Origin of the sequence: Jiangella alkaliphila, from assembly GCF_900105925.1 — a bacterium.
GTDB classification, from domain to species: Bacteria; Actinomycetota; Actinomycetes; order Jiangellales; family Jiangellaceae; genus Jiangella; species Jiangella alkaliphila.
In genome coordinates this window covers 6,587,093-6,600,801 of sequence record NZ_LT629791.1, presented here as the reverse complement: position 1 = coordinate 6,600,801, position 13,709 = coordinate 6,587,093, and the positions used below count along the sequence as shown (strand labels likewise).

The 13,709-nt window shown below is 73.2% G+C and carries 10 protein-coding genes; 5 read left to right on the top strand and 5 right to left on the bottom strand.

Annotated features, from left to right (window positions below; all coding sequences use genetic code 11):
• Positions 1–5: 5 nt before the first annotated feature.
• From BLV05_RS30460 to BLV05_RS30450, 3 genes are read left to right on the top strand one after another with little or no spacing between them, the layout of a single operon-like run.
• Positions 6–2,327 carry a hypothetical protein gene (locus BLV05_RS30460; RefSeq protein ID WP_046768850.1) on the top strand — a complete coding sequence of 774 codons (2,322 nt, stop codon included), beginning with the start codon at positions 6–8 and terminating at the stop codon, positions 2,325–2,327.
• Positions 2,327–4,534 (top strand): FAD-dependent oxidoreductase, encoded by a 2,208-nt coding sequence (locus BLV05_RS30455; RefSeq protein ID WP_046768851.1) that lies wholly within the window; start codon positions 2,327–2,329, stop codon positions 4,532–4,534. The genes BLV05_RS30460 and BLV05_RS30455 overlap by 1 nt, the downstream gene beginning before the upstream one ends.
• A gap of 37 nt (positions 4,535–4,571) precedes the next feature.
• The gene (locus BLV05_RS30450; protein ID WP_046768852.1) at positions 4,572–5,639 is read left to right on the top strand and encodes an NAD(P)-binding domain-containing protein; all 1,068 of its coding nucleotides are present in this window, start codon (positions 4,572–4,574) and stop codon (positions 5,637–5,639) included.
• A 21-nt stretch (positions 5,640–5,660) separates the two neighbouring features.
• Here BLV05_RS30450 and BLV05_RS30445 read toward each other — a convergent pair whose 3' ends face one another.
• Positions 5,661–7,166: an HNH endonuclease signature motif containing protein gene (locus tag BLV05_RS30445; protein ID WP_152690755.1), complete on the bottom strand. Its 1,506-nt coding sequence runs from the start codon at positions 7,164–7,166 to the stop codon at positions 5,661–5,663.
• Positions 7,167–7,480: 314 nt separating this feature from the next.
• On the opposite strand from BLV05_RS30445, the gene BLV05_RS30440 reads away from it, so the two are divergent.
• Positions 7,481–8,320 carry an LLM class F420-dependent oxidoreductase gene (locus BLV05_RS30440; protein WP_197683415.1) on the top strand — a complete coding sequence of 280 codons (840 nt, stop codon included), beginning with the start codon at positions 7,481–7,483 and terminating at the stop codon, positions 8,318–8,320.
• Between the two features lie 66 nt (positions 8,321–8,386).
• The gene (locus tag BLV05_RS30435; protein WP_046768854.1) at positions 8,387–8,773 is read left to right on the top strand and encodes a hypothetical protein; all 387 of its coding nucleotides are present in this window, start codon (positions 8,387–8,389) and stop codon (positions 8,771–8,773) included.
• A 10-nt stretch (positions 8,774–8,783) separates the two neighbouring features.
• On the opposite strand, the gene BLV05_RS30430 is transcribed toward BLV05_RS30435, so the two are convergent.
• From BLV05_RS30430 to BLV05_RS30415, 4 genes are all read right to left on the bottom strand, one after another.
• Positions 8,784–10,601, bottom strand: coding sequence for an ABC transporter permease (locus BLV05_RS30430; RefSeq protein ID WP_046768855.1), 1,818 nt, complete (start codon positions 10,599–10,601; stop codon positions 8,784–8,786).
• 5 nt (positions 10,602–10,606) lie between these two features.
• Positions 10,607–11,278 (bottom strand): ABC transporter ATP-binding protein, encoded by a 672-nt coding sequence (locus tag BLV05_RS30425; protein ID WP_082155242.1) that lies wholly within the window; start codon positions 11,276–11,278, stop codon positions 10,607–10,609.
• Positions 11,279–11,337: 59 nt separating this feature from the next.
• On the bottom strand, positions 11,338–11,868 hold the full coding sequence (locus BLV05_RS30420) for a PadR family transcriptional regulator (RefSeq protein WP_046768856.1): 531 nt from the start codon (positions 11,866–11,868) through the stop codon (positions 11,338–11,340).
• Between the two features lie 144 nt (positions 11,869–12,012).
• Positions 12,013–13,584, bottom strand: a complete 1,572-nt coding sequence (locus BLV05_RS30415) for a vWA domain-containing protein (protein ID WP_082155236.1) — start codon at positions 13,582–13,584, stop codon at positions 12,013–12,015.
• Between the last annotated feature and the right edge of the window lie 125 nt (positions 13,585–13,709).

Genomic DNA, 13,709 nt, shown 5'->3' with positions numbered 1-13,709 from the left:
CTGACATGGCTGAGTACCACCTGACCCGGCGGACGTTCGTCGGCGGCGCCGCGGGATCGGTGGCCGTCGGCGCCGGGCTGCTGCCGTCGCTGGCCACGAGCGCGGCCGCGGCCGACGCCGTCACCATCAGCGCCGACGGCATCGTCGTCACCGCGGGCACGGACGGCGCCGTCACCGTAGCCGACGGCAACGGCGTGCAGCGGCTGCGGCTGGCGCACTTCATGGTCAAGGACACCGTGCTCGGGCAGCAGCGGACCTACAGCGGCACCCCGTCGGCCATCACGCTGCCGGACGGGCGGCCCGCGATCCGGGTCGACTACCGGATGGGCAGCACCGGCGTGGGCATCGCCGTCCGCGGCACCTTCGACGTCACCGCGCGCCGGCTGCACGCCCGCTGGGAGGCCACCAGCGGCAATGAGATGTACCTGAACTCGCAGTTCCACCGCGTGGCGCTCGGCTCGGCCGGCCCGGAGAGCACCAAGGCGCTGACCCGCTGGAACCGTGACAGTGGCGGCGGCGTGCCGTACGAGACCAACGACGGCGTCATCTACGCGCGCAGCTGGTCCGACACCGCCGGCTTCCTGCGCATCGCCGACAGCAACCCGGCCTGGAGCGCCGGCGACTGGGTGCACGTCGCCGGCAAGTACGAGGGCGACGTGCTGGTCCACGACGTCGACGTGGTGATCGGCGCGCTGCGTCCGGCAGCGGCGAACGCGCTGGCCCAGGCCCGCCCGCTCGGCATCGACATCTGGACCGACCAGCCGTTCAATCTGTGGGACGGCGCCGGACACGCGATGGCGGTGCGCGCACAGGCCGTCAACGGCGGCGCCGCCGCCCGCGACGTCGAGCTGAGCTGGTGGGGCCGCGACTTCGACGGCGCCGTGGTGGCCAGCGGCCAGGAGACCCTCCGGCTGGGCGCCGGTGGCGTCGCCGAGCGCACCGTCGAGTTCCCGTCGCCCGAGCAGGGCATCGTGTTCGTCGAGGTCAGGGTGGCCGCCGGCGACGACGAGGCGTTCGCGCGCACCACGCTGGCGTCGCTGCGGCCGTACGAGTACCAGCCCGGCGGGATGTTCGGCGTCGCCAACTACCCGTGGCTGCTGCAGCCGAGCAAGGAGGCCGTGGCCGAGCTGCTGCTGCGCATCGGCGTCGCGTCGGTGCGCATCGCCTACAACGGCGCGCCCGGCATCCCGCCGGCCGAGCTGGAGGCGCTGGGCATCATGCCGAACATCCAGCACGGCGACGTCGTGTTCGGCGCGACGCCGGAGGCCGCGAAGGCCTGGGCGGCCGAGCTGGTCGACGTCGTCGTCGACGCCGGCGCGCACTACTTCGAGGTCGACAACGAGCGCAACCAGCCGTGGATGTCCGGCCAGTTCACCGAGGAGTACATCCGCGACGGCCTGCGCCCGGTGGTCGAGCGGCTGGCCGAGGTCGGCTACGACGTCAAGGTGATGAACACCGGCCTCGGCGGCATGGACGTCAACTGGCTGGACAACTTCCACGCCAACGGCGGCTGGGACCTCATCGACGTGTTTGCGTTCCACCCCGGACGCGGCAACTTCACCCCCGACTACGCGCCGACGCCGGACGAGTGGGAGCAGGGCAGCAACGGCAGCTACTGGAACTTCCTCGGCGGCCTGCGCGAGGCCCGGCGCCGGCTCGACGAGTACGGTGGCGACAAGGAGCTGTGGCTGACCGAGGCGTACTCGTGCACCCGGCCGAACCACTGGTGGAACGACACCATGCGCCAGTCGGCCGAGAACGTGCTGCTCACGCTCGCGCTGGCGAAGTCAGAGGGGGTCGACGGCGTCAACTGGTACCAGCTGCACGACAGCATCATCCACCAGCCGCAGAAGGCGAACCCGACGAACACCGAGTACCACTTCGGGCTGATGAACCGCGACACCAGCGCGAAGCCGTCGCTGCTGGCCTACGCCACCGCGACCCGGCTGCTGGAGGGTGCGGAGTTCGTCCGCTGGCTGTCCTTCGACGACCCGGACGTCAAGGGCCTGCAGTTCGACACGCCGTCCGGTCCGATGTCGATCCTGTGGACGCGCACCGACGGGTACTTCCTCAACGCCGGCCACGGCGAGGAGGCGTACTACCCGCACCCGGAGGCGTGGGAGGACGACTGGCCGACCAAGACCGACGTCGTGTTCCGCGCCGCGCGGCTGCGTGAGGTCGACGTGCTCGGCCGCGAGCGGACCGTCACCGGCGCCCGCGGCACCGTCGACGTCCGGCTCGACGGCACGCCGCGGGTCTACTACGGCCTCGGCGACCAGCCGGAGCGCCGGGTCTCGTCGATCACGCACCGTTCCGTGGAGGGTTGATGCGGGAACAGCAGGTCCGGCACGACGTCACCGTGGTGGGCGGCGGGCTGGCGGGCGTGTGCGCCGCCATCGCCGCCGCTCGCCTCGGGCGGTCCGTCGCGCTGATCAACAACCGTCCGGTGCTGGGCGGGAACTCGTCCAGCGAGATCCGAGTGTGGGTGGTCGGCGCGACCGCGCACGGCCGCAACCACCACGCCCGCGAGACCGGCATCATGGGCGAGCTGTTCGTCGAGAACCAGTACCGCAACCCCGAGGGCAACCCGTACTACTGGGACGCGGTCGTGCTCGATGCGGTGCGGGCCGAGCCGAACATCTCGCTGTATCTCAACACCGACGTGCGGTCGGTCGCCGCGTCCGACGGCCGCATCGAGTCGGTGACCGGCTGGACCATGGGGTCGGAGCTGCTGACGACGTTCACCGGGCCGGTCTTCCTCGACTGCACCGGCGACGGCTTGGTCGGCTATCTCGCCGGTGCTGAGCATCGCATCGGTCACGAGGCCCGGTCGGAGTACGACGAGCCATGGGCGCCCGACGAGGCGAGTCGGCTGACCATGGGGAGTTCGCTCTTCTTCTACTCCAAGGACGCCGGCGAGCCGGTGCGGTTCGTCCCGCCGGACTTCACCAAGGACATCACCGCGACGTCGATCCCGCAGCGGCGGATCATCCGGGCCGAGGACAAGGGGTGCGCCTACTGGTGGATCGAGTTCGGCGGCGAGCTGGACACCGTCCACGACAACGAGGCGATCCGCGACGAGCTGTGGGCCGTCGTCTACGGGATCTGGGACCACATCAAGAACTCCGGCTCGTTCCCGGGCGCGGAGAACCTGACGCTGGAGTGGGTCGGCGCCGTGCCCGGCAAGCGGGAGTACCGGCGCTTCCTCGGCGACTACGTGCTGACGCAGCACGACGTGCTCGGCCAGACCGAGTTCGACGACCGCGTCGCGTTCGGCGGCTGGTCCATCGACCTGCACCCGCCCGGCGGCATGTACGCGCAGGAGGAGGGCGCGAAGCAGCGCTACGCCGACGGCATCTACCACATCCCGTACCGCATCCTGTACTCGAGGAACGTGACGAACCTGCTGCTCGCGGGCCGCAACGTGTCCGCGTCGCACGTCGCCTTCGGCACCACCCGGGTGCAGGCGACCACCGCGGTGATGGGCGAGGCGGCCGGGACGGCGGCGGCGCTCAGCGTCGCGGCCGGGGTGCCGCCGCGGTCGGTGGACGTCGGCGAGCTGCAGCGGACGCTGCTGCGGGCCGACGCGTCTGTGGTCGGGCTGCCGTTGGTCGATCCGCTGGACCTGGCGTCGGCTTCGGGTGTGACGGTGACGGCGTCGGGTTCGCTGCCGGCGCTGTCCGTCTCGGACGGGTCGTCGCTCTGGCCGCTGGACGCCGATGCCGGCCTGGTGCTGCCGGTGGACCCGGCGCTGCCGGTGCTGGAACTGCTCGCCGACGCCGCCGACGACACGTCGCTCACGGTCGAGTTGTACGACCCGGGGCCGGGGCAGAACTACGTGCCCCGGCTGCTGGTGGGTACGGCGACCGTGCCGGTGCCCGCCGGGTCGAAGCAGTGGGTGCGGTTCGACCTGGACTGGTCGCCGTCGTCGCCGCGGAATGCGTTCGTGCTGGTGAAGGCCGCTTCCGGGGTGGCGTTGTACGTCGCCGACCGGCCCACGCCGGGGGTGCTGAGCTTCACCCGGCGGCCGCTGCGCCCGCAGGACGAGCGGCCGCAGCCGCTGCGCGAGTGGACCAACCGCGACCTGCTGCGGCGGACGTTCTGCTTCCGGGCGGGTGCTTCCGCAGCGTTCGCGCCCGAGAAGGCGGTGGACGGCTACCTGCGGCCGTTCGCCGGGCCGCGGATGTGGGTGTCGTCCGGTCTGCCGGCCTGGGTCGCGTTGACCTGGCCGTCGCCGGTGACGGTCGGGCGGGTCGAGCTGATCGGCGACGACGACGTCGACGAGGACCTCATCAACCTGCACCGGCATCGCACGCCGTTCCCGGTGCCGCCGCCGCTGGTCCGCGACTACGTGGTCGAGGCGCTGGTCGCCGATGCGTGGACGCCGGTGGTGTCGGTAACCGAGAACCGGCGGCGCCGGCGGGTGCACGAGCTGGAGGTGCCGGTGACGTGCACCGCGCTGCGGGTGGTCGTCACGGCGACCAACGGCGCGCCCGCCGCGCACGTCGTCGCGCTGCGGGCCCACGCGCCCTGACGGGAAGCCGGCGGCCGGCCGCGTCGTTGTCGTTGGTATGAGCGAGGTGGACGTTGTCGTGATCGGTGCCGGGCAGGCCGGCCTGTCGACGGCGTACCACCTGTGGCGGCTCGGGGTGTCGTTCGTCGTGCTGGACGGCGCCGCCGCGCCCGGCGGGGCGTGGGCGTCGCGGCCGCCGACGCTGACCATGGCGAAGGTGCACGGGGTGTTCGACCTGCCCGGCGCGCACCGTACTGCCTCTCCTGGCGAGGCCGACCGGCCCGCGTCGGAGGTGGTCGGGCGGTACTACGCCGACTACGAGCGGCGCTTCTCGCTGCCCGTGCTGCGGCCCGTGCGGGTGACGTCGGTCTCGTCCCTCGCTGATGACCGGCTGCTCGTCGAGGCTGCCGACGGCCGGACGTGGACGGCGCGGGCCGTCGCGAACGCGACCGGCACCTGGACCCGTCCGCACTGGCCGTACTACCCCGGCGCCGCCTCGTTCCGCGGCCGCCAGCTGCACTCGTCGGAGTATCGCGGGCCGTCGTCGTTCGCCGGTCTGCGGGTCGTGGTGGTGGGTGGCGGGCACTCGGCGGCCCACGTCCTGTCCGAAGTCGCCGACGTCGCCGCGGCGGTGACCTGGGTGACCCGGCGGCCGCCGGAGTTCCGCTCGGGCGAGTTCTCGCCCGAGATCGGCCGCTCGATCATCGCCGACGTCGAGGCGCGGGTGCGGGCCGGCCTGCCGCCGCTCAGCGTCGTCGCCGTCACCGGGCTCGGCTACACCGAGGTGGTGCGCGAGGCGATGGAGAAGGGCGTGCTGAACCCGCGGCCGATGTTCGTTCGCGTGCTGCCCGACGGCGTCGAGTTCGCCGACGGCTCGGTCGAGGCGGCCGACGTCATCGTGTGGGCGACCGGCTTCCGCGCCGCGCTTGGCCACCTCGCCCCGCTCCACCTGCGCGAACCCGGCGGCGGCGTCCGCATGTCCGGCACCCGCGTCGCCCGCGACGCGCGGGTGCACCTCGTCGGCTACGGCCCCTCCGCCAGTACCGTCGGCGCCAACCGCGCCGGCCGCGACGCCGCCCTGGAGATCAAGGAGTTCCTGGCAGCCGCAGCGCAGCCGGCCGCGTGATCGTCCGGCGGCTAGGACGCATCAAAACGGCACGGGCTCGGGATGTGCGTCTCCGGCTGGTCGTCGTTCGGGTGGTCGTCGTTCGGGTGATCGGGTGTGGATCGGGCCGACGACCTTGGGTTCGACGCGGTACCGGTGGCCGGCGGGGGTGATCCACCAGGTGACGCTGGCGAGGTCCGTGACGATGCGGTAGCCGTGCCAGGTCTTCGCGCGGTGGTGGCCGTCGTGCAGGGCCCAGGTGTTGTCCGGGTCGGTCGTGCCGCCGTGCGCGTAGGGCACCAGATGGTCGATTTCGGCTTCGGTGGCCGGCCGGTGGCATGTGGGGAACCTGCACGTGCGGTCGCGGGCGATGACGTGGGCGGCAAGGTCGGCGGGCGGGGCGTAGGTGGTGCGGCCGTAGTCGAGCAGCCGCCCGTCGGAGGGGTCGGTGAGCAGTCGGCGCAGGGTGGCGTCGGCGGTGATGCGGCGCACGGCGGTGGCGGTGATGGGGCCGTAGCCGTCCAGCTCTCCGGGCACGTCGTCGTGGCCGAGGTACGCGCCCGCGGGCACGACGACGTGCACGGCTGCGGCCCGGCCGCGTCGCCGCCCGAGCTCGACCGGCCCGGCCGCAGCGCCGCCCGTGCCGGCGTGGTGAGGTGCTGCGGCGTAGGCCGGTGTACTGGGTGGGTCGTCGTGGCGCTGTTCGGCCGGCTTGCCGGCGCCGGTGGTGCGGTGGGGACTGCAGCAGCCGAGGTGTCCGGACTCCAGCGCGGTCCAGGCCAGGCCGGTGAGGAGGTCGAAGCGGAGTTGGTCGAGGGTGCGCGGGTCGCCGCTGGTGCGGGTGTGCCGGGCGGCGGCGTCGGTGGCGATCCACAGCGCGGTGACGTCTTCGGCCGGCCCGTACAGGGTGAGGGTGGCCATGCCGTCCTCGCCCCCTGGGCTGGCGGGCTCGGGACGCCCGACGTGCCGGTGTTCGGCGGACCGGCGGCGCCGCTCCTCCGCCCCAGCGGGATCGGCGGCGATCACCTCACGGCGCAGCCGTTGGTCCAGCGCCCACCGGGTCCGGGTCTGCGCGACCGGCAACACGGTCTGCTCAACCCGCCGGCGCGATGCGAGATCGGCGAGGCAGCGGGTGCGCTCGGCGATCAGCCGTGCCTTGTCAGCATCGATCCGGCCCGCGGCGAGCGCGTCGAACGTGTCGGGGAGGTCCTCGAGCAGCTCGACGGCCAGCGCGACCCGTCCAGTCGCGCGGCCCGGGCTCCAGCGCAACGCCAGCGACACCTCGTCACCGGCCGCCTGCGCCGCACGATGCGCGTGTCCCGAGCCCAGGTCCTCCGGCGCATCGCACCTGCTGTATTCCGGGCGGGCGGCCAGCTCGGCGAACACCCGCAACAGCGCGGCCTCCTCGTGCGCGAGCTGACGCTGCCGCGCCACCGCCACCACGATCAGGTCGTGCGCGGACAGCACCGCGGGATCGACGCACGCGAGCAGCGCGGCCAACTCGGCACCCGGCGGAGCCGCGGCCAGACGGTCGATCGGATCAGACACGCGCACGTCTCCTTCGTCCACGATGCGGCGCTCCTGCGTCAGAGCGCGTGCCACCCCGTTGACCCGCGGCGGGCTGGGGTGGACGACCGCAAGCACGCTGATCGGCTGCGACCGTGGACGAGGTGGGACACCTGGCGTGATGTCCTGCTTCGATGCCCGGGAACCCGCTGCTGCCGCTCCCGGTGACGGCGTGTCCTTCTGATGCGAATCTTATCGAACAGGCGTCCGGTTCGCAACCGAAAGGCTGGGTGTCAGCGCCACCGAGGATGACCTCCATGGAGCCTTCCCCCGGCGCCACGTGGTTGACTGGCGCGGTGCGCTACGGACTGAAGCTGAGCCAGCAGGCCCCCATCGACGAGTACCGAGCGGTCTGGCGCATTGCCGACGACGCGGGCTTCGACCATGTCTGGAACATGGACCACTTCGCCACCATCGGCGCCGACCCGTCGGGCGACATCTTCGACGCGTGGACGCTGCTGGCCGCGATGGCCGAGACCACCACGCGCGTCCGCATCGGGTGCATGGTCAGTGGCAACACGTACCGCCACCCCGGCGTGCTGGCCAAGCAGGCCGTCACCGTCGACCACCTGTCCGGCGGCCGGCTCGAGTTCGGCCTCGGCGCGGCGTGGGCGGAGTACGAGCACACGATGTTCGGCCTCCGGTTCGGCACGGCGGGGGAGCGGCTGGACCGCCTCGAGGAGGCCTGTCAGATCGTCCGCTCGCTGTGGACCCAGGAGCGCACGACGTTCGCCGGCCAGCACTACACCCTCGACGACGCCGTCGCCGAGCCGAAGCCGGTCCAGTCGCCGTACCCGCCGATCTGGATCGGCGGCACCGGCCGCAAGCGGACGCTGCGGATCACCGCCCTGTACGCGGACGTCTGGAACGCGACCGGCGACTCCAGCCCGGACGAGTTCGCCGAGCTGTCCGGCGTCCTCGACGCGCACTGCGCCGACGTCGGGCGCGACCCGGGGCAGATCAGGCGGACGGTCCAGCTGCGGCTGCGCGACCGCCCCGACGACGTCCTCGCCGACGTCGACTCCTACGCCCGCGCCGGCGCCGACGACGTCGTCCTCATCACCCGGGCCGGCACGGCCGAGGCCCAGGCCGCCGCGGCCGCCGAGCTGCTGCCGCGGCTGCGCGACATCGGCTGACCAGCCGGACGGCCGCCGACGGGAGTACCTTGGGCGCGAGGGCTCCGGTCGTAGGAGGTGAGCGCCATGAGCGCCTTCACCGTCGAGTTCCAGAACCAGCCGGGCGGGCTCGCGGAGCTGTGCGAGGTGATGGCCGCGCGCGGCATCGACCTGGTGATCTGCGGGGTGGCGCACGGTGCTGCAGGCACGGTCGCGTTCATCGCCGACGACGAGTCGGCGGCGCGGTCGGCGCTGCAGGACACCGGCTTCGACGCGGCTGAGCGCGAGGCGCTGACGGTGCGGCTGACGAACGCGCCCGGCGCCGGCGCCGCGATGTTCCGCAAGCTGGCCGACGCCGGGGTGAACGTCGAGGTGTTCCTGCCGGTGCGGGTCTCCGACACGCGGTTCGTCGCCGTCCTGTGCGTCGACGACCAGGACGCGGCCAGAGCGGTGCTCGGCAACGCTGTCGCCTGAGCGGGCCTGCTCAGGCCAGCTCGGCCTGCAGGATCGGCGCGACCGGCCGGCGCGCGGCGAGGCGCGCCGGGATCACCGTCAGCGCCGCGACGGCCAGCACCACGCCGGGGACCAGCGCGACCAGCCACCAGGCCGGCGGCATCGGCACCTCGTCGGGGTCGACCGCCGTGTAGAGCGCCAGTCCGCCGCCGACGCCCAACACGGCGCCGACGAGGGCAGGCAGCACCTGCGCGACCGAGAGACCCGCGCTGAGCTGCGCCGGCGTGGCGCCGAGCGCCCGGGTGAGCGCCGACGCGTGCCGCGCGTCTAGCACGGTCGCCCAGGTGACGACGATCGTGTTGACGGCGGCGAGCGCGATCAGCGTGACCGTGATGATCAGCAGGACCTCGCCCAGCCGCTGCGTCTCGGTGTCGGCGTCCAGGATCGGCTGCGCGCCGAGCTGCGCGTTCGCCGCCATCGCGGCGACCAGCCCGCTGACGGTGACGGTGATGCTGGCGATGCTCAGCGCGACCCGCCGCGGCCGCCGTCCGGCCACCCGCAGCGCGATGAGCAGGGCGACCGGCAGGCGGGAGGAGACCGCGATCAGCCAGCCGACGCGGCGGGGCGGCCGCGCGGCGTCGTTCAGGGCGGCGACGGTGCTGGTGCGGGCGGCGCGGATCGCGGGGACGAGCGTGGCGGTCACCGCGACACCCAGCGCGACCGCCGTCACGACGGCGACCGTTCCCGGCGTGAGCGCCGGCTCGCCGGCCGCGCCGACGAGGCCCGGGGCCCGCTCCGTGAACAACGGCGCCGTCAGCCGTCCGGCCAGCAATCCAGTCGCGGAGGCGACGAGCGCGACCGCGACATACGCGGCGAGCAGGACGGCCGCCACCAGGCCGGGCGTCGCGCCCGCCGCCTTCAGCAGCCCGACCCGTTGCGTCTGGTCGGCCATGCGCCCGCCGACGAGGACCGCGACGCTGGCGACCGCCAGGACACCCAGCAGCCAGCCGCCGGTCGTCAGCAGCCGCTGTGTGTTCCGCTCCAGATGCGTGACCTGCTCGAACGTGTGCTGCCACGACTCCAGGCGCGGCACCCCCGGCGCGTCCTGGTTGTGCGCGTCGGCGAACGCCTGTGCACCGTCCGGGTCCGCGAGCTTCAGGTTTGTGACGTAGGACAGCGGGCCCGACGCGAGCGCCTCAACGTCGGCAATGGTGAGCCAGACCGTGCCGGGGTCCTGCACGGCTCCGGCCGCGAACCGCATGCCCTCGGGCGCCTCGCCCAGCATGCAGTGGACCAGGCAGCTCGTCCACGGGTAGGGCACCAGGGCGGTGGTGACGGCGATGCCCGCGACCTCGAACGCACGACCGTCCAGGGTGACCGTGTCGCCCACCTGGAGGCCGATGGCCTCGGCGAACGCCGCCTCGACCACGACGCCGCCGTCGCGCACCCAGCCGCCCTCCGTCACCGCCGGCCGATCGACGGTGGCCGGCTCGGTGTCGCGGCCGATGGCCTGCACGTCCACCGTCCGCGCCTCGGTGTCCATAGTGGCGCCGGCGACCGGGTACGGACCGCTGTGGTCGACGACGCCGTCGGCCCCGGCGAGTGCCTCGAGGGTCGCGGGGTCGGCCGTGCCGGCCTCGGGGTCGGGCATGATCACGGCGGTCACGTCGGGCCCGGCGGTGGTCTCGCGGGTGCTCTGGAACGGGTCGCTGGCCACGCCGTGGATCGCCAGCCCGAGCGTCAGCGTCGTCGTGGCGGCGGCGATGGCGATCAGCAGCAGCGCCGCCTCCGCCGGACGCCGTCGCAGGTCGCGAGCGGCGAGGCGGATGATGAGAAGGAGCCGGCCCATCGCCGTCAGCTCTCGAATCCGGCGAGCGCGCCGAGCTGGCCCGTGGTGCCGCCGGTCAGCCGCGTCTCGTCGACGAACACGCCGTCGCGCATCGAGATGAGCCGGTCCGCCGTCGCGGCGATGCGCTCGTCGTGCGTGACGATGACCAGCGTCTGGCCCGCTTGATGCAGCTCCTCGAACAGCCGCAGCACGTCGAGGGTCGCGGCGCTGTCGAGGTTGCCGGTGGGCTCGTCGGCGAGGACGAGGACCGGCTCGTTGCCCAGCGCCCGGGCGACCGCGACCCGTTGCCGCTGGCCGCCGGAGAGCGTCGTCGGCAGGGCCCGGGCCTTCGCCGCGAGCCCGACCCGGTCGAGCAGCTCGGTGGCGCGGGCTCGGGCGGCGCGCGGGGAGCTGCCCGCGAGCAGGGCCGGCAGCTCGACGTTCTCGAGGACGGTCAGCTCGTCCATCAGGTGGAAGGCCTGGAACACGAAGCCGACGTCGGTGCGGCGCAGCCGGGCCAGCGCCCGTTCGCTGAGCTGGTCGACGCGGCGGCCGGCGAGGTGGATCTCGCCGCCGCTCGCGCGGTCCAGCCCGCCGACCAGGTGCAGCAGCGTCGACTTCCCGCAGCCGCTCGGTCCCATGACGGCGACGGTTTCGCCCCGCTCGACGTCCAGGTCGACGCCGTCGACGGCGCGCATCAGGCTCTCGCCCGCGCCGTAGGTCTTGGTCAGCCCGCGAGTGCTGAGGATGGTGCTGCTCACGAATCGCTCCTTCGGGTCGTCCAGCTGCGTTCGCAGGCCTCCAGCCAGCGCAGATCGGCCTGCAGCCGGAGCACGATGCCCTCCAGCAGCAAGGCCGCGTCGGACCCGTCCGGCTCGGCCATGGCGGCCCGCTGAGCCTCGCGCAGACGGCGCAGCAGTTCGCGCCGCTGCGTGTCGACGATGCTCAGCGGATCGGCCAGCCCGGCGGCCGCGGCGGCGACCAGCTTGAGGTGGAACTCGGCGAGATCGGGCTTGGGCCAGCTCACTTCGGTCAGCCACTCGGCGACGCGCTGCTGGCCCTTCGGGGTGAGTGCATAGGTCTTGCGGTCGGCGGAGTCCTTGTCCGTGGTCGCCGGCCGCTCGGTGTCGACGAGGCCGGCCTTCTCCAGCCGCGTCAGGACGACGTACACCTGGCCGGCGTTCATCGCCTCGCCGACCGGGCCGAGCGCCTGCCGGAGCCGGGCGCGCAGCTGGTAGCCGTGCGACGGCTCCTTGGCCAGCAGCGCCAGGACCACTTCCTGCTGCATCGGACCTCCCATATAACCGTTAGTCCCCGACTATAACCGTTATCCCTCGGCGGTCAAGGGGGTTGCGCAGGGCTTTGCAATGAGCACCGATACGCACCACCGCGGACGGTGGTGCGTATCGGTGCTCATTGCAAGCGGCCCGGGTCAGAACGGCCAGCCCGCCGAGCGGCCGTTCTCCAGCAGGCCGATCATCGTGAACGTGGCGTCGTTGAGACCGCCGAACTCGTGCCGGTTCGCCCGGCCCGCCGCCAGCACCGTCGGCCGGTATCCGCCGAGGTTGAACCCGTAGACGGGGACCTGCGCCGGGACGCCGGCCACCGGATCGCCGTAGCCCGCGACCGGGAACGTCTGCATGTCGGTCACGATCACCACGCGGTCGTGCCGGCGGTACGTCGCGCGCAGCGACTCGGCGATGCGCGTGCCGTGACCGGCCTCGCCGACCCGTTCGACCAGCCGCCCGACCTGCGTCAGCAGCGACGCGGCCGGCTCGACCCGGTGCCGGAACACGCGGTCGGCGAACCCGTACAGGTCGACGTCGTTGCCGCGCTTGGCCAGCGCGACTCCGAACACCGTCGCAGCCTCGATCGCCGAGATCGTCGACCGGGCCGAGACGCCCTGGCGCATCGACGCCGAGGTGTCGACGAGCACGAGCGTGCGGCCCGCGAGCGCCGGCACGTTCGCCGTCGCAGCCTCGATGGCCCGGTCCAGCGCGTAGGCCCACCGCAGCGACGGCGCGTTGCGGTACGCGGCGACGAACCGGAACGGGAACTGGCGCGAGCGGCGCACCTCGTCGGGGTCGGCCAGCTTGGCCGCCACCCGCTCGGCGACGGCGTCGCTCACCCCGGCCTGGTCGAAGTTGCGCAGGTTGCGCAGCAGCGCCATGTAGCCCATCGACGGGATGACCGCCTCCCACGCCGTCCGGTCCAGCGGCCCGCCGAGCCAGCCTGCCAGCGCCTCCCACGTCACGCCCGCGGTCGCGAGCGTGGCGGGGTCCAGGTGCTGACGTCGCTGGTCGAGCGGGATCGCCTGGAGCCCGGTGTGCGCACGGACGACGGGCAGCCGCTCGGTGCGCGCGGCGTCGGCCGGGCGGCCGTGGCGGCGGTCGAGCAGCCAGCGGAACAGCGCCGACTGCGCCTCGTCGCGCGGCCGGACGTGGCACAGCTCGATCACGTCGGCCATGCGCCAGGCCCGCGATGCTCCGTCGTACTTGAGCGCGGCCCGCTCGGTGTACAGCCGGCGCGCGGCGTCGGCGACGCCCCGCTTGATCGGCTGCGGCAGCGCCCGCCCGTATCGCGACGTGTAGTACGCGAGCACCTCGGCCGGCTCGTCCGCCCGCCGCAACGCTCCGTCGACGACCCGGCGTCCGAACGGCCCGCCGGCGCGCACGTACTCCACCGCCGCGACGACGGGCGCCGACCGCAGGTTCGCGGTGTCGCGCAGCCACGGGACGAGGCGGGCGACCCAGTCGGCGTCCTCCTGTGTCGCATCGTGCACGAGGGTGCGGAAGCGCTCGTCGCGCGTGCCGGCGTCCTCGTAGAAGGTGTCCTCGCCGGCGAGGTTCGTGACGGCGAGCAGGAACAGCTCGCTCTTCACGTCACGGACGTAGGCGGGTGCGCCCTCGTGCGTGCGGGTGCGCGTGTTTCGCAACGCCCGGATGGGGCTGGTGAGCAGGGCGGTGACACCGGTTGCCTTGCTGATGCGGTCGAACTTGCTCATGTGAATGCCCTCCCTCCGGGCGTGGTGTGTTGTGGGGTCGCTGCCGAGAACTCGAGTGAGCAGGGGTCGTTGGCCATGACGGCCGCTTCTACCTGAAAGAAGTAACCCGGCTCGTCGCATCGGCG